This window comes from Tildeniella sp., assembly GCF_059505325.1.
Map to the genome: position 1 here is coordinate 1 of NZ_JCACKI010000062.1, position 23,618 is coordinate 23,618.

Annotated in this window: 24 protein-coding genes and 3 pseudogenes; 3 read left to right on the forward strand and 24 right to left on the reverse strand. The window is 51.2% G+C overall.

The annotated features are described in order from the left end of the window. Window positions 1-169: 169 nt before the first annotated feature. The gene (locus AC5JO6_RS20975) at window positions 170-673 is read right to left on the reverse strand and encodes a hypothetical protein (RefSeq protein WP_496082986.1); all 504 of its coding nucleotides are present in this window, start codon (window positions 671-673) and stop codon (window positions 170-172) included. 239 nt (window positions 674-912) lie between these two features. On the opposite strand from AC5JO6_RS20975, the pseudogene AC5JO6_RS20980 reads away from it, so the two are divergent. Continuing rightward, window positions 913-1,077: pseudogene (locus tag AC5JO6_RS20980) on the forward strand (AbrB/MazE/SpoVT family DNA-binding domain-containing protein). Here the strand turns inward: AC5JO6_RS20980 and AC5JO6_RS20985 are convergent. Both AC5JO6_RS20985 and AC5JO6_RS20990 read right to left on the reverse strand, forming a co-directional pair. Beyond that, on the reverse strand, window positions 1,042-2,247 hold the full coding sequence (locus AC5JO6_RS20985) for a BMP family ABC transporter substrate-binding protein (protein WP_496082987.1): 1,206 nt from the start codon (window positions 2,245-2,247) through the stop codon (window positions 1,042-1,044). The pseudogene AC5JO6_RS20980 and the gene AC5JO6_RS20985 overlap by 36 nt on opposite strands. Window positions 2,248-2,395: 148 nt before the next feature. Next, window positions 2,396-2,518 carry a hypothetical protein gene (locus AC5JO6_RS20990; protein ID WP_496082988.1) on the reverse strand — a complete coding sequence of 41 codons (123 nt, stop codon included), beginning with the start codon at window positions 2,516-2,518 and terminating at the stop codon, window positions 2,396-2,398. 7 nt (window positions 2,519-2,525) lie between these two features. Between AC5JO6_RS20990 and AC5JO6_RS20995 the strand changes: the two genes are divergently transcribed. Then, entirely contained in the window at window positions 2,526-3,701 is a 1,176-nt protein-coding gene (locus AC5JO6_RS20995) for an NAD(P)/FAD-dependent oxidoreductase (RefSeq protein ID WP_496082989.1), read from the forward strand. Window positions 3,702-3,782: 81 nt separating this feature from the next. Here the strand turns inward: AC5JO6_RS20995 and AC5JO6_RS21000 are convergent, their stop codons facing one another. From AC5JO6_RS21000 to AC5JO6_RS21075, 16 genes are all read right to left on the reverse strand, one after another. Beyond that, window positions 3,783-5,762 (reverse strand): iron uptake porin, encoded by a 1,980-nt coding sequence (locus AC5JO6_RS21000; protein ID WP_496082990.1) that lies wholly within the window; start codon window positions 5,760-5,762, stop codon window positions 3,783-3,785. A 278-nt stretch (window positions 5,763-6,040) separates the two neighbouring features. Beyond that, window positions 6,041-6,640, reverse strand: a complete 600-nt coding sequence (locus AC5JO6_RS21005) for a CPBP family intramembrane glutamic endopeptidase (protein WP_496082991.1) — start codon at window positions 6,638-6,640, stop codon at window positions 6,041-6,043. A 30-nt stretch (window positions 6,641-6,670) separates the two neighbouring features. Further along, window positions 6,671-7,804, reverse strand: a complete 1,134-nt coding sequence (locus tag AC5JO6_RS21010; protein ID WP_496082992.1) for a DUF3326 domain-containing protein — start codon at window positions 7,802-7,804, stop codon at window positions 6,671-6,673. A gap of 45 nt (window positions 7,805-7,849) precedes the next feature. Beyond that, window positions 7,850-8,032 (reverse strand): DUF8621 family protein, encoded by a 183-nt coding sequence (locus AC5JO6_RS21015; RefSeq protein WP_496083008.1) that lies wholly within the window; start codon window positions 8,030-8,032, stop codon window positions 7,850-7,852. A 9-nt stretch (window positions 8,033-8,041) separates the two neighbouring features. Then, window positions 8,042-8,371, reverse strand: a complete 330-nt coding sequence (locus tag AC5JO6_RS21020; protein ID WP_496082993.1) for a 2Fe-2S iron-sulfur cluster-binding protein — start codon at window positions 8,369-8,371, stop codon at window positions 8,042-8,044. Window positions 8,372-8,401: 30 nt separating this feature from the next. Then, a complete protein-coding gene (locus tag AC5JO6_RS21025; protein ID WP_496082994.1) occupies window positions 8,402-9,352 on the reverse strand; it encodes a F0F1 ATP synthase subunit gamma in 951 nt (316 codons plus the stop codon). A gap of 129 nt (window positions 9,353-9,481) precedes the next feature. Further along, the gene (atpA, locus tag AC5JO6_RS21030) at window positions 9,482-10,996 is read right to left on the reverse strand and encodes a F0F1 ATP synthase subunit alpha (protein WP_496082995.1); all 1,515 of its coding nucleotides are present in this window, start codon (window positions 10,994-10,996) and stop codon (window positions 9,482-9,484) included. A gap of 81 nt (window positions 10,997-11,077) precedes the next feature. Continuing rightward, window positions 11,078-11,635 carry an ATP synthase F1 subunit delta gene (gene atpH / locus AC5JO6_RS21035; protein ID WP_496082996.1) on the reverse strand — a complete coding sequence of 186 codons (558 nt, stop codon included), beginning with the start codon at window positions 11,633-11,635 and terminating at the stop codon, window positions 11,078-11,080. Beyond that, window positions 11,632-12,198, reverse strand: coding sequence for a F0F1 ATP synthase subunit B (locus AC5JO6_RS21040; protein ID WP_496082997.1), 567 nt, complete (start codon window positions 12,196-12,198; stop codon window positions 11,632-11,634). Before AC5JO6_RS21040 ends, atpH begins: the two co-directional genes overlap by 4 nt. A 76-nt stretch (window positions 12,199-12,274) precedes the next feature. After that, window positions 12,275-12,697: a F0F1 ATP synthase subunit B' gene (locus AC5JO6_RS21045; RefSeq protein WP_496082998.1), complete on the reverse strand. Its 423-nt coding sequence runs from the start codon at window positions 12,695-12,697 to the stop codon at window positions 12,275-12,277. Window positions 12,698-12,842: 145 nt separating this feature from the next. Further along, window positions 12,843-13,088 (reverse strand): ATP synthase F0 subunit C, encoded by a 246-nt coding sequence (atpE, locus tag AC5JO6_RS21050; protein ID WP_496082999.1) that lies wholly within the window; start codon window positions 13,086-13,088, stop codon window positions 12,843-12,845. 122 nt (window positions 13,089-13,210) lie between these two features. Further along, a complete protein-coding gene (gene atpB, locus AC5JO6_RS21055; RefSeq protein ID WP_496083000.1) occupies window positions 13,211-13,963 on the reverse strand; it encodes a F0F1 ATP synthase subunit A in 753 nt (250 codons plus the stop codon). A 57-nt stretch (window positions 13,964-14,020) separates the two neighbouring features. After that, a complete protein-coding gene (locus AC5JO6_RS21060; RefSeq protein ID WP_496083001.1) occupies window positions 14,021-14,452 on the reverse strand; it encodes an ATP synthase subunit I in 432 nt (143 codons plus the stop codon). 173 nt (window positions 14,453-14,625) lie between these two features. After that, window positions 14,626-15,837, reverse strand: a complete 1,212-nt coding sequence (locus AC5JO6_RS21065; protein WP_496083002.1) for a class I SAM-dependent methyltransferase — start codon at window positions 15,835-15,837, stop codon at window positions 14,626-14,628. Window positions 15,838-15,873: 36 nt separating this feature from the next. Then, window positions 15,874-16,035, reverse strand: a complete 162-nt coding sequence (locus tag AC5JO6_RS21070; protein WP_496083003.1) for a hypothetical protein — start codon at window positions 16,033-16,035, stop codon at window positions 15,874-15,876. A gap of 82 nt (window positions 16,036-16,117) precedes the next feature. Beyond that, entirely contained in the window at window positions 16,118-16,786 is a 669-nt protein-coding gene (locus AC5JO6_RS21075; protein ID WP_496083004.1) for a hypothetical protein, read from the reverse strand. 702 nt (window positions 16,787-17,488) lie between these two features. Here AC5JO6_RS21075 and AC5JO6_RS21080 point away from each other — a divergent pair. Then, window positions 17,489-20,834 (forward strand): annotated as a pseudogene (locus AC5JO6_RS21080) (phycobilisome rod-core linker polypeptide). Window positions 20,835-21,024: 190 nt separating this feature from the next. Here AC5JO6_RS21080 and AC5JO6_RS21085 read toward each other — a convergent pair. The 5 genes and pseudogenes from AC5JO6_RS21085 to AC5JO6_RS21105 all read right to left on the reverse strand — a co-directional run. Beyond that, the gene (locus AC5JO6_RS21085) at window positions 21,025-21,318 is read right to left on the reverse strand and encodes a type II toxin-antitoxin system RelN family antitoxin (protein ID WP_496083005.1); all 294 of its coding nucleotides are present in this window, start codon (window positions 21,316-21,318) and stop codon (window positions 21,025-21,027) included. Between the two features lie 102 nt (window positions 21,319-21,420). Further along, complete coding sequence (locus AC5JO6_RS21090; RefSeq protein ID WP_496083006.1) at window positions 21,421-21,870, reverse strand: HNH endonuclease; 450 nt, start codon at window positions 21,868-21,870, stop codon at window positions 21,421-21,423. Continuing rightward, window positions 21,867-22,106 (reverse strand): hypothetical protein, encoded by a 240-nt coding sequence (locus tag AC5JO6_RS21095; protein ID WP_496083009.1) that lies wholly within the window; start codon window positions 22,104-22,106, stop codon window positions 21,867-21,869. The genes AC5JO6_RS21090 and AC5JO6_RS21095 overlap by 4 nt, the downstream gene beginning before the upstream one ends. Before the next feature lie 47 nt (window positions 22,107-22,153). Then, window positions 22,154-22,414, reverse strand: a complete 261-nt coding sequence (locus tag AC5JO6_RS21100) for a hypothetical protein (protein WP_496083007.1) — start codon at window positions 22,412-22,414, stop codon at window positions 22,154-22,156. 211 nt (window positions 22,415-22,625) lie between these two features. Continuing rightward, window positions 22,626-23,618 (reverse strand): annotated as a pseudogene (locus AC5JO6_RS21105) (ribosome assembly protein 4); the annotation flags it as partial.

The window sequence follows — 23,618 nt, forward strand, 5'->3', positions numbered from 1 at the left end:
CTATCAGCTATCAGCTATCAGCTATCAGCTATCAGCTATCAGCTATCAGCTTTTTACTAACCACTGACCGCTGACCGCTAACCGCTAACCGCTAACCACTGACCACTGACCGCTGACCGCTGACCGCTGACCGCTGACCGCTGACCGCTAACCACTGACCAACCACGCGCTAAGGATATTCCACCAAAGTCGGTTCTTCTGGGATAAACCGAGGCTGCAAATTGGTTTTCTTATTTTTTCCGCGCAACGAACCGATCGGCATTGGCGTTTTGAGCAACTCTAGCTCTTGCACTTCCCAGAAGACTGCCCAACTGGGGCGATCGGCAGCCGTCGATTTGGGGCGAAAAATCGCTTTGTCGGGATAGCGCCCACGACGAGACCCAACATAGCCGACGTAAAGCCCGCGCCAAGTAGCCTCTGGGTTTAAAGGTTGCTCTCCCTTGGCGTTAGAGGCATAGATGAAAACCTCGATCGCCTTGCCACTACGCAGTTTCTCGACTTCCGCAAACACTTCAAACGCCATACTGCCAAAGGCAACTTTGGGTAGATGGTCAGGCGGCAAATCATCCGCATCAAGCTGAGCGGCGATGGCTTCTAGCCCAGAGATTAAGTCGGTTTCTGGCACCGAAGCCAGGAGAGCGAAGGCACGAGTCTTTTGCATAAGGTCACGCATACAGCCAATCAGTCTCTCCAACCTACTGGAAACTGGCAATGTCGTCCAATACTCAACGCTCAAGCGAGATGAGTGGAGTATGGGGAGCGATCGTGCCCTTACACAGTTATTGACTCCGCTCTAACACAGCGCTTGCCCAACACAATCGATTCTAGCAGCCAGTGCTAGAATCCTTACATTTCCTTACTGCTTGTACGTACTAATCGGATGGAAGTTGCCCGTTGTTCCAGTGAAAGGCAGTGATCATTCCGAGAGCTTTACGGGCTGCTCATTAGTGGGAGGCAGGTCAAGAACTGATTGCTATTGATGTCGGCGATGGCATTCTTCTCAATGACCCTGCCCACTCCTTACTCCCCACTTTGTATTTACTAACTTGTCGTCGTTCCAAGCACGCCTTCTACTAACCAATCCATCTTTTCTAGCTCAGTGTCTTTCTGCTTAAACTCCTTTCCAGCAGGGATCACAACCTTGCCTTTGTTATCTTTAAGTGGACCCTTATAGATGATGAGTGTTTCTGACTCCAGCTTTGACTTGGCGGCATCCGCGTCTTTCTTCGCTGCCTCTGTAACAGCAGGACCGTAAGCTGAAACTTTGACGAAACCTTCTTTATAGCCACCGCGCACGAGATGGGAAATGCCACCATCCGTCGCCAACTTACCTTCCTGGATGAGCTTGGCATATTCGCCGTAAATCTTTGACCAGTCCCACTCTGCTCCAGTCAAATAGCCCTTGGGAGCAAGCTTCGATTGATTGGTGTGGTAGCCCGTGCAGTAGATGCCTCGCTTCTCAGCGGTTTCCATAATGACTTTGGGGCTGTCTACGTGGCAGGTGATAACTTCGATCCCCTGATCTGCCATGCTGTTCGCGGCTTCTGCTTCCTTTACAGGTAGTGACCAGTCGCCTGTAAACACTACCTGCGTGGTCGCTTTAGGGTTAACGCTGCGTGCACCCAGTGTGTAGCTGTTGATATTGCGAACTACTTGAGGAATGGGTTTGGCAGCAATGAACCCCAGTTTGCCATTCTTTGCCATGTGCGCGGCGACGATGCCTGCAACGTATTGTGCTTCGTCGATATACGCAAAATAGCTGCCAACATTCTTGGGATGCTTGCCGTCTACATAAAGACCGCCCGCATGGAAAAACTGCACGTCTGGATTGCTGGGTGCCACTTTAAGGATGTGCGGATCGAAGTAACCAAAGGACGTGGGAAAGATAACGCTGGCTTTGTCCTGGTTAATCATATTGAGCATGACTTCCTGGACTTCGTTGGTTTCTGGGACGCTTGCCTGCTCAACCGCTTTGACTCCAGGGAGTTTAGCCACGCCTTCTTTGCCTTCAAAATGCGCCTGGTTCCAGCCATAGTCATCTTTAGGTCCGACGTAAATAAAGCCCATGATTACTTCTTTGCTGGGACTGGCTGCACCACTGGCGGCAGGGCTACCAGAACTGGATTCGGGTGTGGGTGTCGGGCTACAACCAACCCAGAGACGGGAGGTAGCACCGAAGGCACCAGCCGCGAGAAGCCCTCGAATAATTTGGCGACGGGGGATAGATAATGGACGCTTTGTGGTCACGGTTAACTCCTCAAAAGGTTTGCGAAAGATAAGAAAAGGTTGGCTTGCGATCGCTGTCCTTCAAGCGATCGTCTGAACAATTATCTTTTAACAGAATCTAATTGTCCTGCATTCTAATTGTCCTGCATACAGTTGCTCAGCCTGCTGATTAAAAATACGCGATCAGGCGCAATGTGGCGTGCCGTTTACGCACGATCGCACAATACAGCACTGAAAAGCCTGTAACCATACAATGAAATGGCGAAGTAAGCGATCGAATTACGTTGAGCATTTGGGCTATGCGAACCTATGACTGGATTGTGGTTGGTGCGGGGATTACGGGAGCAGCTCTCGCGTATGAGCTGGTTAAACAGGGATTTTCTGTGTTGCTACTGGAGCGGCATGACACGCTGCAAGGCGCAACCCGCTTTGGTTATGGAGGTATTGCATACTGGTCTGGAACGAGTGGCTTGACACGCCAACTGTGCGCTGAAGGTATCGTACTGCATCACACCTTGTCTGAAGAATTGGGCGCTGATACAGAGTTTCGTGAACTCGACTTAGTGTTGACGATCGCCGCTGACGAAGATCCCAAGGCGATCGCTCGCTCCTATGCTCACTTCGCCATACCGCCAAAACTGGTGAGCGTCGCTGAAGCTTGCGAACTAGAGCCGTTGCTTAACCCAAACGCGATCGCTGGCGCAATGACGGTAAAACATGGTCACATTTCGACGACTGCAACCGCTACTGCCTACACACAGGCATTCACGAGGTTAGGTGGCATTCTCCAAATCGATGAGGTAAAAGCACTGCTAAGGGGTGAAGCGTTACACGTTACGGGCGTTGTCGGCGTACAGGACACCTACCACAGCGCCAACGTTGCTGTTTGTGCTGGGGCTTTGAGCCGATCGCTGTTAAAAGCAGCAGGCATTCCTGTTCGGCTTTACTTCACCCATGCAGAGTTGATTGAAACGCCGCCTGCTGAGCTGCAACTGCGATCGCTCGTCATGCCAGCTAATACAAAGCGCTTTCAGTTAGAAGCAGAAGCCAGCACCGTTGCACTGGACAACCTGTGGGATCAGCCTGGAAATGAACCGATGCCACCGATCCTCGACGCTGGAGCGATCCAACTCTTGGATGGCAGTCTACGAATTGGACAAATGAGCCGAGTGCTGACCGATCCCAACGCGCCCATTGATGCAGTTGCTAGTGAAACAGTCATGCGGACAAACGTTGGAGCCGTCTTACCCGCTTTAGTCGATCTGCCCGGTAGATGGCACCATTGCCTGATTGCCTTCAGCCACGATCGTTTACCGCTTGTTGGCGCGATCCCTAATCTAGAAGGCATTCACCTGTTTTCAGGCTTCAGCAATCCCTTAGCGATCGTGCCAACCCTGGCAAGACGCTTTGCTAGCAAGGCGACCGGACAAAATGATGAGCTGATTGATCAACTTTCGCCCGATCGCTTCAAGTAGTTTTTAGCTATTCGCTGTTAGTTGTTAGCCAATCAAACTAACAACTTTTCTTGTATGCCCAACGGGCTTTACAACCAACCACTAAAAACTAAACTGTGCCCGTAAGTTGCCGACAAAAACCGTCGGGTTGCTGTCAAAGTTGTTGGCATTAAAGATGGCATAGAACGCAGGCACCAGTGCCAGGTTGTCGTTCAGCGGATAAAAGTAGGATGCCTCTAGCGCGTACATCGTCCCACCATCACCCGCACCAGCAGCAAAGTAGCGCTCTCCTCGAATGATGTCCATTGGCATCATGAAAGTAACCACTCCCAAACCACCTTTTTTGAGCAAATCGGGGAAGCCAACGCCAACCTGGAACGATTGCACATCGACTGCTTTATCGATCGGCTTCAGGTTTGTGTTGCCAAAGCTATAGCGTCCAAAGACACCAAAGCCAGGTGTAATCAGCCAGTCAAAGTTAAAAGCAAGCGTGTTAGCAAAGGCGTATTTCAAACCGCCTCCAACGCCTCCTTCTGAGAACCCCGGACCAGCATCGACATAACCGTAAGGAATCGGTTCACCAATGGCACCACCGACCTGCCCCCCATACGCCTGAATGCGGCTGTAGTTGTACGTGAAGCGGAAGTTGAGGGACTGACTGGGTGAAAAGGTCAACTCAGCAGTCGCTGTATTGGTGCCACCGAATAGACCGAAATTTGGATTACTGGACGTGTTGAAGCCAAATTGACTGGGCAGAAACTCTGTATTCTCACCCAGGTACGCTGCTGCAAAGCGGAACTGCTTATTGATGTTCCACTCAACCACTAAGCCCGATCCACGATCGATCGCGTTGGTCTGGGTGCTGCCGATCGAGTCAAAACTGCTTGCCCCCGTCAGGAAGAAGGTAAAGCGGTTGAAGTCAAAATGGCGATACCAGTTCACGCGAGGACCAACAGTTACCTTGATCGCCTCACTCAGCGGGAAACTGTAGAACAGATCGTGAATCACGACATCACTGCGACCATTCAGCGTTCCCGCAGTCTGATCCGTAAACGGAGAGCCATAGGCGTTGAAGAACCCTGCCGAAGCATACTGGTTGACGGGTGAAATGCCGTTACCAGCCGTGAGTTGGGTGACAAGGCTATCCTTACCCGAAAACGACGTGTTAAAGGTGAGCCAGGTCAAAAAGCTAAACGTTGGCTCTGGTGCCCCTGTTACTTGTCTGGTTGGCTGACCACCCGTACGAGTGGCAAAAAACCGCCCGTTGGCAGCGTCGTTACGACCACTGTCAGGACCTTCATAGGTGACATCTCTAGTCGCATTGGCAGTAGAAAGGTTAAACCAAACCAAGCCATTCAGCTTTGTGGTGGTCGAGAACTGCTGCTTTTCTAGAGTGGCAGTTCTTGCCTCTAGTGCGCCAACGCGTCCACGTAGGGTTGCCAGTTCTGCCGCAAACTCTTCTTGCAGCTTCTGTACTGCTAGCAAGTCTTCTTTTTTAACGAGGTCAGCGGTGCCTGCCGCAATCAGTTCGTTAATCCGATCCATGCAGGCGTTTAGACCAGCAGCAAACTCATAGCGAGTGAGCGCACGGTTGCCCCGATAGGTTTTGTCAGGGTAGCCCACAATACAACCATACCGCTCTACCAACGATTGCAATGCCTGGAATGCCCAATCGGTCGGCTTAACGTCGGTCAACTGAGAAACAGATGTCACCTGATCCAGCTCGTTAGGCTCGGCTGGTTGAGCGTCGGGTGGATACATCGGCTGCACGTCAGACCCTTGAACCAAGGGATCACTTGCCTCAACGGGCTTGGCTGCACTTGCCACTAAGTGCGGGTTCACTTCCTGCCGATTCGTGACAACTGACGAAGCCGCCGCTTGAGCGCTTACTAAGGGCAGAGACTCTTGAAGAGTCACCGCACTTTCACTATCAGCCGCATGTTGTGACGATTTGAGCAAATTCTGTGAAGCGCTAGCACCGGGTGCTAATACCCCTGCCGCCGTGCCTGCAATGCACAACGCTGCCCACAGGCTAGTGGGTGAAAGCAGCAAAGAGTTCCATCGATTATTAAGACTAGACATCGTATCCTCACACCACGTAATTACACAAACCAAGACGTAAGTATATTAAAGCTAAAGAGGGAGATATGTAATTTTGGACACAATAAACCATGCCAAAGATAGATGGCAGGTGTGAGAAAAGTTCTGCTATTGGTTACTCAATGTAAGCTCTAAGTGTGACTGCTGACAGAGGCATCAAGCCTTATATGCCAGAGTTGATGACCACTACCCTAGAGAAGCGGAGTAAGCGATCTCCATGCCAAAGTGGAAAGTTGTGTATAGGGCACCACGATCGCAGATTACCGCTCAACAACCTTTTCGCGATCGCGCCATTTCCAGATCGTACTAGAAATTAAATTGGTAGTGACGTGTGCCACGATCGGCACCAGGAGGTTGTTCGTTAGTAGGGCGCTGTAGCCTAGCAAGACACCGATCGTTGCAGCCCAGACGACATAAGACCATTGCCGTGGGCTACTCAAGTGCAGTACACCAAAGCAAAGGCTGGAAATGATCACACCTTCAAACGTCAAACCAAAAGCAGGCAGCATGACCCCGCGAAACAGCAGCTCTTCACTTAATCCTGGCAAAAGCCCCAACCAGATGAGATCAGGCAACACGAGTGGTTTAAGTACCAGCGCCAGGTAGTAGTCTGCACTTTGCCGATATGCTGCCCAAACGCGATACACCACAGCGCTTGCAAGGGTAATGACAACCCCTAACCCCAGCCCTTGTAGCACTGCGATCGGAGAGCCTTTCAGCGGTAGTAGAATGACAGTGCCAAACTGAAGCCATAGCCTAGCAACCAGCAGCAGCACAACGGCTGTAACCCCCATCGCAATGAGCACTTGAGTGCGACTAAGGGACTCGATTTCTGGTTGGTCGGGACGTTGTTCTGCCACAGGAAAAAGGCTGCTGGTCGATGATCCTAATCAGTCTAGCGCCTTGTGCTCAAACTGCACCGTCCCTTTTGTTGAGGCTGATTGCTGCAAACAGGTCAGCGATCGCATGGATGGCTTCAGAGCGGCGGCACTAATCCCCACGCGCTGAGCAACCAGCACACCCAAAGCTTCTAGATAAGACTCAACTTGTGTCGCTGCAATACCCAAGGCATCTGGAGACACTTGCATCGTGGTTTGATTGTCTCGTACAGCAATAATGCGGGTCGATGACCGTTCAGCAGTAGATGACTGGCTCAAACTCATGACAGCGCTACCACCACACGCGGTTGCGGGCACGACAACCGCATCCACTTGATTTGCCCACAGATCTCCCTGCTGAGGCGTAAATGCAGGGTGCGATCGTGTCACAAATTGCGGCGCACGGCTTAAGCCTACTAACACGCAAGGCAAAAAGGTGTAGCCTAATTCTTCAGCCGCCGATCGGGGCGCGACATGAGGATCTAACGGTAGCGGCAAAAGAGCAGGCGCATGGGCACAGGGGATCTGAAATGTCCGTACGACAAGATGGCTAATGACCGCTTCTGCCCCAGCGATCGGGTCTACGCCCTGACCGTGACGATAGTTCTGAAGTGCTGCGCTGTCAACATCATCGGGGAAGCGGGCAACCACTGCGATCGCCGTTGCGCCCGCTTTTTGGATCAACGCTTCAGCCGATCGCAGCAAACTATCGGGGTTCTGAATCGTGCCCCAGGTTGCACCCGATGCTGCCGTTTGCAGGCTTACGTTCAAAGGAGCATCAGTGACCACATACTCGGTTAGATCCAGTCCCAGTGTGGCTCTTGTAGCATCGGCTGCTTGAATGTGTCGCAATCGTAGCTCTGGCTCAATGCCACGATCGAGCACCAAGCCCACACGATTTTGATGGACTGGACGCAAGCCCCAATGCCCTGCTGCGAACTGATCTAGCCCATAGCCCTCGACATACAGCGCATTCGGGAGGTTCCAGTAAAGCTGCGCGCCATTAAGGACATTCGGATGGGTGATCAAACAGTCGGCAACTTGCGCGATCGCCCGTGCGACTGGCAACGCATCACCTGCGTAGCCACCGATCGTCGCCCCAATGCCCGTTGGCACAATCAAGACAACAGTAAAAGGGCGTTTCATGGAAAGGCTAAAGGATTAAGTATTAAGGCTAAATAGAAAACTTTTTTATCCTTTAGCCTTTTTTGTGACAATCGCTTCGACGATCGCTTTCTGCTGGGTTACGTCAACGTCAGTAACTGCCCAACGCAAGGGTTCGCCGTGCTTTTGCAGTTCGGCTTCGATCACCTGGTGCATGGCAGCAGGCGATGTACAAAGTGCAATTTCTGCCATGATGAAATGCGTTGTCATCATTAGCCCTTACTTCTTTTGCTGAAATTGCCCGAACTGAAGGTGATACACCGTATCTTCTTTGTCGGCTTCAATCTTTAAATCAGAGCGCGGATAAGCGACGCAGAGCAACGTATAGCCTTGCGCTCTCAGTTCTGGACTGACACCCATTGCATCCGATTGCTCTACTGTGCCTTCCGTCACCTGAGCGGCACAGGTAGTACAGATGCCTGCGTTGCAAGAATTGGGCAAGTCCAAACCTGATGCCTGGGCAACTGCCAGAATCGTCTGATCGTCAGGCACCTGAAGTGTATGAGTGCTACCTTGACGCTGAATTTCAACCGTGTAGGTTTGAGGCATAAGCGATCGACCAAGAGTTAAACAGCAAGACTAGCGCTGCGCTTCAGCACCACCCACCACTTCCAGAATTTCTTGAGTAATGGCAGCTTGACGGGCTTTGTTATAACCCCGCGTCAGCGTACTGATCAAATCCTTGGCGTTGTCGCTGGCGTTGCTCATCGCCGTCATCCGGGCAGCGAGTTCGCTGGCAGCAGATTCTTGCAGTGCGCGCAGCAGTTGATTGTTCAAATACAGCGGCAGCAACGCATCCAGAATTTGCACCGGATCTTGCTCAAAAATCATGTCCTGGGGAAAGGTTCTGGATGCAGCCGCCGTTGCTTTCTCCCGCTCGACCTGAAACTGTCCACCACGAGAGGTGAGCCGGAAGATTTCGTCATCCGGCACTTCTAACCCCTGAGGATCAAGCGGTAAAAGAGTTTGAATAACGGGTCGAGAGCTAATTAACGACACGAAGCGCGTGTAGACCAACTCAACCTTGTCAACGGTTTCAGATAAAAAGAGTGCCAGCAGTGTATCAGCGATTTGCGAGGCTTCTGACGCGGTAGGAATTTGCTCTAAGTTGACGAAGGTTTCAGCGATCGGCTGCTCACGTCGTTGAAAGTACTGCGTTGCCTTGCGACCCACCAGCACATAGCGATAGTTGATCCCTTCAGCCTGTAGCTCTTTCGCACGGATCTCTGCCCGTCGAATGACGTTGGAGTTGTAGGCACCGCACAGACCACGATCGCCCGTCACGACCAGGATGCCCACCGTTTTGACCGTACGGCGGCTTAACAAGGGTAGATTGGCTTCGTCAAACCGCAGGCGAGTTTGCAGTCCGAAGAGCACCTGCGCCAACCGATCGGCGAACGGGCGAGTTGCAATCACCTGTTCTTGAGCACGACGCACTTTTGCAGCGGCAACGAGGCGCATCGCCTCAGTGATTTTCTTGGTGTTTTTGACCGACTTAATGCGATCGCGAATGCTTTTAAGATTTGCCATTTTTGGGTGAGGGGTGAGGAGTAAGGGGTGAGGAGTACCCAACCGATTGCATGAGGTCAAAAAGTCCAAGTCCAAGATGAAGAAACAGAGTGAGAAGCTACACCTCTCTCCTCACCCCTCTCTCCTCACCTAAGCAGCAGCGAATGTCTTTTTGTATTCGGCGATCGCGTCTTTCAACAGACCTTCCGCTTCGGGTGTAAGCTGCTTCTCCGAGCGGACGATGTCGCCATACTTCGGTGCGCTATTCTTCAAATAGTCACGCAAGCCTTTCAGGAACGAGACCACTTTATCCACTGGAATATCATCCAGGTAGCCATTGATGCCAGAGTAAATTGACGCAACTTGTTCCGCAACCGATAACGGCGAGTACTGAGGTTGCTTCAGAATTTCGCGGAGACGTTGACCTCGTGCCAACTGGTTTTGGGTGGCTTTATCCAGGTCAGAGGCAAACTGAGCAAATGCCTGCAAATCGTCGTACTGCGCCAGCTCGAGCTTCACCTTTCCCGCGACTTTCTTCATTGCCTTCGTTTGGGCAGCAGATCCCACCCGTGAGACCGAGATACCCGCATTCACCGCTGGACGTAGACCAGAGTTAAACAAGTCAGAGGAGAGGAAGATTTGACCATCCGTGATCGAAATGACGTTGGTTGGAATGTACGCCGATACGTCACCCGCCTGCGTTTCGATGATGGGCAGTGCAGTCATGCTACCTTCACCCAGTTCAGGGCTGAGTTTTGCCGCCCGCTCAAGTAAGCGAGAGTGAGCGTAGAATACATCGCCAGGATACGCTTCACGACCGGGCGGACGGCGCAGCAGCAGAGACATTTGGCGATATGCCTGTGCCTGCTTGGAAAGGTCATCGTAAATCACCAGAGTGTGCTTGCCCTTGTACATGAAGTACTCAGCGAGGGTTGCACCCGTATACGGCGCAAAGTATTGCAGTGTCGCAGGCGCGTTGGCATTGGCAGCAATGACAATGGTGTACTCAAGGGCACCTTTTTCACGCAGCACACTCACAATGTTGGCAACAGTCGAAGCTTTCTGACCGACCGCCACGTAAACGCAAATCACATCCTCACCCTTTTGGTTCAGGATGGTATCGATCGCCACCGAAGTCTTACCCGTCTGACGATCGCCAATAATCAATTCGCGCTGACCACGACCGATGGGAATCATCGAGTCGATCGCGGTGATCCCAGTTTGTAACGGCTCATACACCGATTTCCGCTCAATAATGCCAGGAGCCGGAGACTCAATCAGGCGCGTCTCTGTAGTGTGAATGTCGCCTTTGCCGTCAATGGGGCGAGCGAGAGCATCGACCACTCGACCAAGCATCGCTTCGCCCACTGGAATCTGAGCAATTCTGCCTGTAGATGTGACTGAACTGCCTTCTTGAATGCTCAGTCCATCGCCCATCAGCACGACACCGACGTTATCTTCTTCCAGGTTCAGCGCCATGCCGACAGAGCCATCTTCAAACTCTACGAGTTCGCCTGCCATTGCCTTATCTAAACCGTAGATACGGGCAATACCATCACCAACTTGCAGTACTGTGCCTACATTCGATACGTTGACTTTTTGGTCATACTGCTCAATCTGCTGGCGGATAATGCTGCTAATTTCGTCTGGTCGAATGCTTACCATAGGAGTTGCTCGTTGTTAAGGATGAGAGGAGATTCAGTTTTTAGTTGTTAATCGTTAGCGCATAGACCAACAACCAACAGCTTAAGTAGTGCTGCCGAGTCGTAGCGAAATGCGTCGGAGCTGTGCCCGGAGGCTGGCATCAATAATTTGGGAGCCAACTTTAATAATGACACCGCCGATCAAATCAGGGTCAATGGTGGTTTCTAGCTCAACGTTTCGTGCGCCTGTGAGCGCAATCACTCGATCGCGCACGGTTTGCTGCTGCGCTTCATTCAGTGGCACGGTGGAAATAACTTCTGCCAGTGCGGTCTGGTTCAGCTCTCGCAATAGTGCCTGATACTGCTTCAGAATGCCGCTCAAAAAGGCGATGCGGCGATGATCCACAATCAGTAGTAAAAAGTTGCGAACGTGGGGATGCACCTGATCGCCCAAAACCTGCTGCAAGACCGCTTTCTTTGCGTCCAGGCTCATAACGGGGCTAGTCAAGAACTGATCGAGATCAGGCGATTCTTTGAGAAGATTCAAAATGCTGCTGGCATCCTCGCCGAAACGATCGCTCACGTTCTCAGACTTCGCTAAGGACATCAACGCCTGGGCATAGGGGGCAGAAATTTCACTGGTAATGGTGCTGTCGCTCACTGGTCGCCTCCTACTAGCATGGCAATACTGCGATCGATGAGCTGTTGCTGCACCGAGTCATTCAGTCGTGATGGCAACTCTGATTCAACGCGCTGAATTGCCAGTGCTGCCACTCGTTGACGCAGTTCGTTAATCACTCGCGCCTGGTCAGCGTTGAGATCCTGGTTCGCCGCTTCCCGCATCCGCTGGATGTCTTGCTCGGCTTTTGCAGCAATCTCAGCTTTAGCGGCGGCAGCAGCTTCTTGCCCAGAGGCGCGAATTTTGTCCGCTTCTCCCTGAGCCTGTGCTAACTTTTGCTGTTGTTCAGCTAAAGCGCTGACCGCCTTCTTCTTACGATCTTCAGCGTCTTTGAGCGCTGTTTCGATCGCGGCACGGCGATCAACCAGCGTTTTACCCAAAAAACCACGCCCGAAGTAGATCAGAACTCCAGCAACGATCGCCAGGTTGACCAGATTTGCCTCGAAGATGTTGAAGTTAAGACCAAAACTACCGACTTCGGCTGACTCTACCGCTTCAGCGCCCAAGACGTTAGCACCGATCGCCAACTTTAAGAAAATTTCCATATCGCTACATCCAAAACGGCTGAAGTTACTAGCGTTTAGCTGTCAGGCTTCAACCCAAAAACTAACGACCAACAACTTAAAAACTAACCAAAAGCTTGTCTAAAATCTGGCGGCTTAAGGACTCAACCTGCTGCTCTAGCGAGTGCATTGCCTCTTGCTTTTGCTGATCAAGCTCACGCTGCACCTGTTCGCGCTGCACCTGCGCTTCCTTTTGAGCAGCCGCAATTTGCTGATCGGCAAGCGCCTGAGCCTCTGCCTGCGCGGTTGCGATCGTCTGCTGATATTGCTTACGAGTCGCTGCCAGTTCCTGCTCGTACTGCGCTGCTAAATGTTCAGCTTTCGCCAGCCGCTCACGCGCTTCGGTTTCATTGGTGCGAATGTAGTCGCTACGGTCTTCTATCGCCTTAGTCAATGGCTTATAAAAAACCACATTGAGCAAAGCAACCAGAACTAAAAACTGAACCGCCATCAGTGGCAGAGTGGCATCAAAATCAAACATTGCCTTGAGCCTGAAATTTGGATGAAGATTTTTCTGTTACTGCTGCTGAGTGATTAGTAATTGATAACGGAATGCAAATGATTCGTGCGCTACCAATTACCCATCACTCATCCGCCTCAAACCGTTCGCATTGCCCAAAGAATGCTTAAGCAAAGGGGTTAGCAAACAGCAACACAAGCGCAATCACCAAGCCATAGATGGTCAGGGATTCCATAAACGCTAGAGTTAGCAGAAGCGTACCGCGAATTTTGCCTTCTGCTTCCGGTTGACGGGCAATCCCTTCTACGGCTGCACCGGAGGCATTACCTTGACCAATGCCAGGACCGATAGACGCTAAACCGATCGCCAACGCAGCCGAAACGACAGACGCAGAAGCAACTAATGGATCCATGATTCTTTCCTTCAATAATGAACAGACTAAATGAACAACGTTGAAACCTGAGCAGGCAGATTCTTCTCTGCGATCGCCTTCAAAGCAATTGAATCGATCGCACGACAGTCAAGAAGCCGAGGCTACGCATGTTCCTCGTGCTCGTCTCCATGACCTTCAAGCGCCTCATGAATGTAGGCACCTGCCAGTGTCGCAAACACCAGCGCCTGAATCGCGCTTGTAAACAGACCCAATAGCATTACGGGCAACGGTACGAATAATGGCACCAGAAGCACCAACACTGCCACCACTAGCTCATCCGCAAGAATGTTGCCAAACAAACGGAAACTGAGTGAGAGTGGCTTAGTGAAGTCCTCCAAAATCGCAATGGGCAGCAAGATTGGCGTGGGCTGAATGTACTTTGCAAAGTATCCCAAGCCCTTGCGGCTAAAGCCAGCGTAGAAATACGCCAAAGAAACCAGCAGTGCCAACGCCACCGTTGTATTGATGTCATTTGTAGGAGCCGCCAATTCACCTTCAGGGAGCTTAATTAGCTTCCACGGAAGCAGCGCACCCGACCAGTTAGAGACAAAAATGAATAGAAAAAGCGTACCAATAAACGGTACCCAGGGACGATATTCTTTTTCACCAAGCTGGTCTCTAGCGATGCCACGCACAAACTCTAAAGCATACTCCATCAGGTTTTGCATACCTTTAGGAATGCGCTGAACGTTGCGCGTTGCCGCGATCGAGGCAAGCAGTAGAAGCCCAATCACGACCCATGAAACCAAAAACACCTGTCCGTGGATTCTAAGGTTGCCAATCTGCCAATAAAGATGGTGTCCTACTTCGAGACTGGCAAGCGGAAAGTTAAGAGTTGGGAGAAAACTTAGCATTAGACTTTGAGCGGTTTTCCCAAATGGATATGAGGGGTGAAAAACGGAAACGGATGACTAACGAGAGTCAGACGGTAGCAAGAGCCGAAACGTATAAACCAGGAGCGCTGCCTTGTAGGTAAGAAAACCTAGAAAGATCGGCAATACTTGCAATTGATCCCATTGAGTTGCTACTATAATCAACCCAACAAAAATTGCAACCTGGGATTTACCAACTTGGCTCTTCCCATTGCCTAGCTGCGCCACGTTTCTAGCCAACACTTTTAAGTAAACCACACCTGTGCACGCTCCAAGTAAATAATTCAGAGCAATGTTAGTGGGGTAAAAAAAGCAAACAGTGATAAAAATGATCCCTGCCAGCACGAGCGTCGTGACAAGCAACTCTTGCTGGAGCTGATAGTACTCCTGCATCGAAGCGTTTGGCTCCGCTGAGGGATTGTCAGCTTGACGGTCACTGGGCTGTGAAGAGACCCCTTCAGGCGTTTGCATCGTTAAAAGATTGGCTCACTGTTTCAGCTATTCTGACGCAACAAAGAAACTCAACGATCGCAAGATTTTCTCAGAGAAACTCTCTAACTGATGAGTTCCAGTCGCTCACTGGCGTACTGAAGACCGCTGTCATCATATCACGCAGGGAGTAATAATACCTAACACCTCAGACATTAAGCTGGGGTTAAAAGTACTAAGCGCTGCTCCCAGAGTGTTCGTATCTGCGCCAAATCAATGTCTGTGTTAGCAAGCAATGCTCGAATGGTTTGGCGATGCGAAGGCGCTGATACAGCCGCGTTAGCGTCACAGGCTCGAAGAAAGGCAAAGGCTTCTTCACTCAAGTTTATGACTTGATAGTCTTCGTTGAAGAGACAGCGACTCTCCCAACCCTCCATACAGGGGTTTCGATCGGGAACGGCGTTCAGCAGCACCTCATCGGACGACCAATCAACTTTTGGTAACGGTGGACGACCCAAAAAGAACTCGTAGTGAGTGATCGCACTGGGATTAAGTAGTTCGATCAAACGATAGCGCTGGCGATCGCTCAGCCCTTCTGCTCGTTTCATTAACTCTGGCTCTTTACCCAACAGCGCCTCTAATGACCATGAGCGTGGATTCGAGAAACCGAGAAACTCCAGTCCAGACGCTTCAATGAGATCAAAAAGGGTGTCGATCGTGTAGTCAATCTCTTGAGGATGGACGTACATATCAGCAAAATTCTCGTCCCGCTGATTTTCCAACGACCAGCGTTCTTTCTCACGCTGCACGAGGCGATTGTCTTCGGGCAACGCTGCAAAAATCTGGCGACCGACTTTTACCCCATCTCGATAATCACCGCGCTGATCGCCCTGGAGGAGCGCGATCGCCTCTTGCATCAATTTAATTTCCCAGCGTCCCAGTTCAGCATAGACAAAGATGTGAAAAATGCCGCCCGGTGCCAGCTTTGCCGCCAATGACTGAATGCCTCGGACTGGGTCAGGCAGGTGATGCAGTACACCGACACAGTTAATGAGGTCAAACTCACCCGAAAGCTGATCAGCATCGTAAAGACTGAGGTGATGGAATTCGACACGATCGGCTCCCGATCGCTGACAGCGTTCTTTGGCAACCGCTAAGGCTCCCGCGCTGAGATCGATCGCCGTAATCTGCGCCTTCGGATTCAGATGCACCAGATATTCAGTACCAACACCAGTGCCGCAACCCGCATCCAGAATCCTTGGATCATCCTTTTCAGGCTTTCGTCCTGTACAAAAACTATATGCCGTCAGCCAGTTCCAGCGCCAGTTATAGCCCGGTGGTGGCTCGTCTAATAAGGGTTCGGGCGGAAAGGGATAGGTGTCGTAGAGTTTGGCGACAGCAGCACTAATGGCTTGAGAATCTGACATGGCACACACTATTGCAGCGATCTTGAGTGTACCGAATCATGCGTCGTTAGCCCGACCGCGTTGGTCAAGCAGGCGATCGATGTCCTTCTGCAAATGCGCCAGTCGCACGGTGACATCCTGAAAGCCTGAAGCCGACGCTTCCATCCGCTCCTGAAACGCTTGAAATTTCAGCCGCTCCTCTGCTCTAGCATCCAGCATCGTCTGGACTACCCTTGCGCTGCTCTCAATCAGCTTTCTGAGTTCATCATCAGCTATTAGTTTGAAGGGAGTTTGTTCTTTACTACCTTAAATAATCATCTTCAGGCTCAGAATAATGATCTTCAGACTCAGAATAAGGTAATGCACCGATGTATCCGTAATTTAAAGCCAAAAGCCCATACCCTTCCCTTAAAACACTACGAAGAGAGGACGAAAGTATTGTTAGAAGCTGTGGTGCAACATCTGTGCCTGTAGCAGTACCAATAAGGATCGCGTCTGCCCTTTCAATGAAAGTTTTTGGCTCGACTTCTCCGAAAATCTCCTCTACCTGATGCAAAGTACTCGCGACGGCTTCGGGTGAAACAAACATATTTCCGAAAGCCCCTGGAAGTCTGTTGGCACGTTCAAACCCTAAGCCACACCAAAGCATCATTGCAGCACCAATACGATTAGTGATCACAGCCTCAAGGTGCGCTTCATCCCGTGCTTCTTTAGGTATAAACGAAACCTGATTACTAAAGATGTTGCTGACGATCGCTTCAAACGCTTCTGGGTAGAACAAGTCATACGCAAGACACAAATCACTCCAATTATCAGGATTTAAATCCGGATCTAAAGCTCGATTGCGTAGGAATTCTCTTGTTTTTTCGGGTATACGAGCCTGCTGAGCAGCTTTCTCAAAGGCGTTCCGCGCCTCTGAAGCGTTTTCAGGTAGCACTCGAAATAAAAACCAGGCTGGATCAGCACTCATAATTGCGTGACTGTGAATCGTTTCAATACTGTCGAGACATCCTCATGAGAGTGCTTGACCCAGTTCAAAGATAGCTCGACCAATTTTAGAGATAGCTCGACCAGGCAAAAAGATAGCTCGACCCAGCTTAGAGACTGCTCGACCCAGCTTAGAGACTGCTCAACCAGATAGAAAGATCGCTCGACCCAGATCAAAGATAACTCGACCGATTTCAGAGACAGCTCAACTAAGCAAAAAGGCTGCTCGACCCAGTTCAAAGACGGCTTGACTCAGCTTCAAGATTGCTCAACCCATCTCGGCACTTGCTGAAGCCATCTTTTTGATGACTGGACTGAGTGTTGCGTCGACTTGTCCTGATTGGGAGCGAGCCACTGTAGGCAGAAATAGTCTTGTATGGCTGCCGAGTCCGCGCATGACGAAGATTTGTAACAAAACGTTTGTGCCTTCTCAGGAGCGTTACCTCCATCCCCTATGATCGGACGATACAGTGAGCGATCGCAGTCTACATACTTTTTAATCAACGAGTCTTGAGGCTCGCATCGTTCTAACCTAAAGATTGAACTGGTAGACCCTGTGCCGTCATTAGATTTGAGTCCTAAAATGCTTTTTCCTTAGAAAGCAAGGGCTTTGGGATGGTTGCCAGGTGCCACTCTGGTCAGATTTAACACAGTCACGATCCGTTAAAGGGAGCTTTTGAAATCAATGAGTGTTAAAGCAAGTGGTGGAAGCTCGGTCGCCCGTCCGCAACTTTACCAAACCGTTCCAGTCGCAACGATTTCTCAGGCTGAACAGCAGGATCGTTTTTTGGGACGCGGTGAACTGGACGAGTTGGCTCGTTATTTTAGCTCTGGGGCAAAGCGCCTCGAAATCTCTGAAATACTGACTCAAAATTCGGAAATCATCGTATCGCGGGCTGCTAACCGCATTTTTGTGGGCGGTTCCCCGATGGCGTTTTTAGAAAAGCCGCAGGAAGAACCTGCACTGGTGGCGGCTGGTGGCGGTATCATTGATGCGCGTGAGTCGCTGAAGGTCGGTACGACAACCTATGTCAGCTCTGGCGGTGGTTTTCTGGATGGCATCCGATCGCTCTTCAGTACTACTGGTGGGGTCACTCCAGTCAGCTTTCGCCCCATCAACGTAGCGCGTTACGGTCCCAGCAACATGGCGAAGTCCCTGCGGGATATGAGCTGGTTTCTGCGGTATGTGACGTATGCGATCGTGGCAGGCGACCCCAGCATCATTGCGGTCAACGTGCGCGGTCTGCGCGAAATTATTGAACGTGCCTGCTCTGGCGAAGCGACGATCGTGGCGCTCCAGGAGATGAAGGCGGCTGCCCTGAGCTACTTCCGGCGTGAAGATGCAGCAGGCGTGATGGTGACAGAGTACTTTGATGTGTTAATCACAGAATTCAAAGCGCCCACCCCGTCAACCAAGCTACGCCAGCGCCCTTCCAGTGATTTGCAAGGGTTGGAACTGCCCCAAATCTACTTCAATGCGGCAGAGCGCCGTCCTAAGTTTGCGATGAAGCCCGGTCTCTCGTCGTCTGAAAAGAACGATGTGGTCAAAGCTGCGTATCGGCAGGTGTTTGAGCGCGATATTACCCGTGCCTACTCCCTCAGCATTTCGGACTTGTCCTCGAAGGTCAAGAACGGCGAAATCTCTATGAAGGAGTTTGTGCGTCGCCTTGCCAAGTCGCCGCTGTACCGCAAAAACTTCTATGAACCCTACATCAACAGCCGTGCGCTAGAACTGGCGTTTCGTCACATTCTCGGTCGGGGTCCCAGTTCACGCGAAGAAGTGCAGATTTACTTTGCGATCGTCTCCAACGGTGGCTTACCTGCCCTGATTGACGCGCTCGTAGACTCGAAAGAGTATGCCGATTACTTCGGTGAAGAAACAGTGCCCTACCTGCGCGGTTTGGGTCAAGAAGCGCAAGAATGCCGCAACTGGGGTCCGCAGCAAGATCTGTTTAACTTCAGCGCGCCCTTCCGCAAAATTCCCCAGTTCCTTGTGACTTTTGCAAACTACGATCGCCCCCTGCCCGACCAGCACGTTTACGGCTCCGGCAACGATCCACTGGAAATCCAGTTCGGTGCCATCTTCCCGAAAGAAACGCGCAACCCCAGCGCCAGCCCTGCACCGTTTGGCAAAGACACTCGCCGGATTTTGATCAACCAGGGTGCAGGTATCAACAACCAGCTGAGCAACCCCGACGCTCGTGGTGTTGCTCCTGGTTCACTGGGACCCAAAGTATTCAAGCTCGATCAACTGCCTAGCTTTACCGGTGGTGGCACGGGACGGCGCAAAACCAACACGCAGGGCATCAGCACCAAGTTCTCTGAGGGTTCCACTCAGGCAGTCATCAAAGCAGCCTATCTGCAAGTGTTTGGGCGGGATGTCTACGACGGTCAACGTCTGAAAGTGGATGAAATCAAGCTGGAAAACGGCGAAATCCCCGTAAGGGAGTTTGTGCGTCGGTTAGCAAAGTCCAACTTGTTCCGATCGCTCTACTGGACACCGCTCTATGTGACAAAGGCAGTTGAATATATTCATCGTCGCCTCCTTGGTCGCCCCACCTACGGTCGTCAGGAAATCAACCAATACTTCGATATCTGCGCCAAGAAGGGCTTCTACGCCCTCGTTGATGCCCTGATCGACAGCCAGGAATACAGCGATGCGTTCAACGAAGACACCGTGCCTTACGAGCGCTACCTGACTCCCGCAGGCGTATCTCAGCGCACCTCTCGCCTCGGTAGCCTGGGTGAAAAAGGCAATCGGGTGGACAAAGAAGAAACCCCTCGCTTTGTCACGCTGGGCACGGTCACGGAAAACCGCTCTGAACCTGACATTGAGTTCCGCAGCAGTCAAGGTGTCAGCAAAAAGCGCGAACAAACCAAAGTCTTCAAGCTCACCGGGCTACAAGACAAAATGGCGCTCAGAACCCTGGTTGGCGCTGCCTACAGACAAGTGTTTGAACGCGATATTGCTCCCTACATCGTCGAGAATGAATTTTCGGCGCTGGAAAGCAAGCTAGGCAACGGCGAAATCAACCTCAAAGAGTTCATCGAAGGGTTGGGTTCCTCTAGCCTCTACATCAAAGAGTTCTACACGCCGTACCCCAACACGAAAGTCATCGAACTGGGAACGAAGCATTTCCTGGGTCGCGCACCGTTGGATCAGGCAGAAATCCGCAAATACAACCAAATTCTGGCAACGAAAGGTCTGAAGGCATTTGTTAGCGCTCTACTCAACACGGTTGAGTACTCGGAAGCATTTGGTGAGGATACAGTGCCGTACAACCGCTTCCTGACGTTGCCCGCCGCTAACTTCCCCAATACTCAGACGCTTTACAACAAGCTAACGAAGCAGGATGCCGAAGTTGTGGTACCCAGCTTTGACACCCTGAAGTCGCGTATGGATGCAGCGACAATGCCGCTGATGGATCAAGCGCTGGCAGACATTGCGGTACAGACACGTCAAGCCGATCGCGGCACGGCTCAGTTGGTTGAGTCAGGTCGCTCGATCGGCAGTGTTGCTCAATCCGCTGCGGTAGACGCTGATACGGCTCGTCGCAAGCCTGCCCGTATTTATCGCCTCACGCCCGGTATGACGCACGCTGAAAAGGCGCTGGTGCTCAATGCGCTTTACAGTCAAGTGATGGATGTGTTCGATGGTCAGGTTCCAGAGGCATTCCGTCGCTCTGACCTGGAAAGCAAATTCTGCAACAACGAACTCTCAGTACGGGAGTTTGTGCGATCGTTGGCAAGTTCCGAAGCCTATAGCCAACGCTTCTACACGCCGTATCCCAGCACAAAAGTGATTGAGATCCTGTTCCGTCACCTACTGGGTCGTGCGCCTACCAATCAGGCTGAAATCGAGCAGTACAACCAACTGCTTAATGGCGGATTGAAAGCAGTTGTAGATGCGATCGTGGATAGCGCTGAATATGTCCGCTACTTTGGTGACGACGTAGTGCCTTACAAACGCGCTCTCACGCTATCGGCAGGCAATGCCTAGGGTGAATGCAGACACTGACCTGATTAAATAAGCCTGGTCTAGTCTGTCGCCGTCTTCCCTCACGGGTCGCTCATTCATTTCGGTTGTTAAACATACCTGACACTTTCCCTCGATCGAGCCTTCGATTGGGGGATTTCTTTTATACGGTTACGCAAACCTCAGAGGTTTGAACCCAAGATCAACCATCGTGACCAAGCATGTTGGCTTAAACCTCCGAGGTTTTAGTGATCGACGTTTTTCGACAAATCTTTGGGCAGTTTTGCCCATTCTTCGGGCGGCACCTGGGCTGAAATGTCCGCTACTCGTTCCCAAATAGGGCGCTTGTTAGATGATTGGTTTTCTGGTAAAGATTGGCTACTGGTTGCACTCGGCGTAGTCTGCTCAGGTAGTTGATTAGATCCTTCTGTCAGTAGCACGATGATTCTGACCCGACCGGGATGAGTCACCTGTAGCGGCTGATCCAGCGCGAGTTGCCCGTGAGCATCGATCGTTCCAGTGGCTTCAATCGCTTGCATGGGTCTAAAACGGATGGGTTCTGCCCAAATTTTAACAGGGGGTAATGCTGGGGCTGAAGTGTAGGAGTTTTCAACTTTAGCAGAAGGTGAGCAATGCCTACTCTACAACTGACATGGATCTTGCTGAGGCGGATGCCAACCACCGCGAATCCACAGCCGACGAGCACGTTGAATGGAACGATCGTCGTGGTAATTGTCATTCATATCTAAACGTTCTACAGTGGCACGTCCAATACTGGTAACACCGAAGATGAGTTGACCATCAGCAGACCAAATGAAGTGCTCTGACCATTGATCGTGTCTGGGATTAAAGAGCGGCACAACGGCTTGAGTTTCAGGATCAAGACCATCTGTGAAGTTATAGCGGCGACCATTACAGCGGTGACAGGCAAGCGCAAGGTTATCCTCATTGTCGTTGCCACCGAGGGATTGAGGAATCAGATGATCGAGGGTGAATAGAGCAGTACTTGCTTCTTCAGAAGAGTGGCAATATTCGCACAGAAAGTTGGCTCGTTGGCGAATATGCTGGCGCATGGCATGGCTGATGCTCATGATTCCGCGATGATGCGGGCGTTGATGAGGGTAAAGATACGATCGAGTTCCGTAATCCCCGCCAATTCAGCTTCTTCTTGCGCGGTCAGGGTATGGGCTTTTTGCTGGTCAATCAGGGCTTCTAGGCGAGCTTGCAGTTCGTCGGTAAATTTGAACAGGTTGAGTCCACGGATGGTCTGAATTGTGACACCCGCTTCAACCCAGGAGGAGGGTTGCACCATTGTTTGAGTAATCATGCCTCTGTCCCATAGTCGATCGCGTAGGCTCTCTAAACCGAATCGCATTACGAATAGTGATATTTACAACTGACCGTAATGAGGTTAGTGCCATTTTCAGCGTTTTCTATCGCTTCAAGTAAGCGCTTTTGATTTGCTTCAGAGCGAGAGAGGTAAGCGGTTTCATCAATATCGTAGACAATAATTTCGATTTCTTTGTCTTGAAAAAGAGTCTTAAGTGATTCTAGAAAATGGTGATCCAGGTCTTTGGCATTGAGGCGATATGAGGTTTGCATCGTCGTCGAACCGCCAGTCGTAGTTTTGTCCATTATATTTTGTCTATTACAAATAGCAGAGCTTAGGGTTTAAGTTGCTTTGATCGATAGTCCTAAACCTCGAGGTTTCAAGGACGTACGCAAACCTCGGAGGTTTAACCAGGCATCAAGCAGCGTGACCGAATCGATCGGCTCAAACCTCCAAGGCTTTGGTCAATTTCCTCAACTCAAAACTCCTAACTCAAAACTCTTAACTCTCCCCGCTCTACTCACCCTCGAGGCTTTTCAGTTCTGCTGGTGTAAAGGGATTTTTGCCAGCGCGTAAGGCATCAATCCAACGTTGCCGTTGCTTCTTATGCTCCTGGTTTTCAGTGCCAGTGATATATGCCTGAAAGTCTTCTATTGCTCCTTTTGTATTGCCAGTTAATGCTCTAGCAAGCCCACGGCTGTCTCGAATGCCGTCATTGCCAGGTGCAAGCTTAACGGCGGTCTCACAAGCGGTTAGCACAACTTTAGCACTGCCCTGTAAGCTACCATCCCAGCAGAGACTGTTCCAGGTTTCGGCAGAAACGGACTGAGGGTTGAGTGCCTGCGCCTGGGTGTAAGCAGCCATCGCGGCTTTGATGTCGCCCTTGCCAACGAACGCATCGCCTTGAGCCACAAGTTGAGCCACAAGCGCGAGTGCTTTGAATTGCTGTACTTTTGCGTCTAGCTGAATACCCAGCTTGGGATTCCATTTGAGGGCAGTGCGGAGCATGGTCGTTGCCTTGTCTACATTGCCTAAGCTTGCCTGTTGCTCTGCGGTTTTAACCCATGCTTTGGATGCAGCGATGAGATTGGCGGAGGTCTGGCACACTGGAAGCGTCGCCAGATCTTCAGGATGGCTGCTTAAGTAGGCATCCAACCAGTTGCAGCCTTTAGCCATCAAATCATTCAGATTCAGGTTCCAGAGAATCACGGTGCTGTCCCAACTAGCAGTGGCAATCGTCTGTCCATCCGGGCTGAAACTCACGCTATAAACATAGTCGCTGTGTCCCTTGAGCGTCTGCAACTCCTGCCCCTGGCGGTTCCACAACTTCACGGTCTTATCCCAACTAGCAGTAGCAATCGTCTGTCCATCCGGGCTGAAACTCACACTCAAAACATCGCCACTGTGTCCCTTGAGCGTCTGCAACTCCTGCCCCTGGCGGTTCCACAGCTTCACGGTCTTATCCCCACTGGCAGTAGCAATCGTCTGTCCATCCGGGCTGAAACTCAC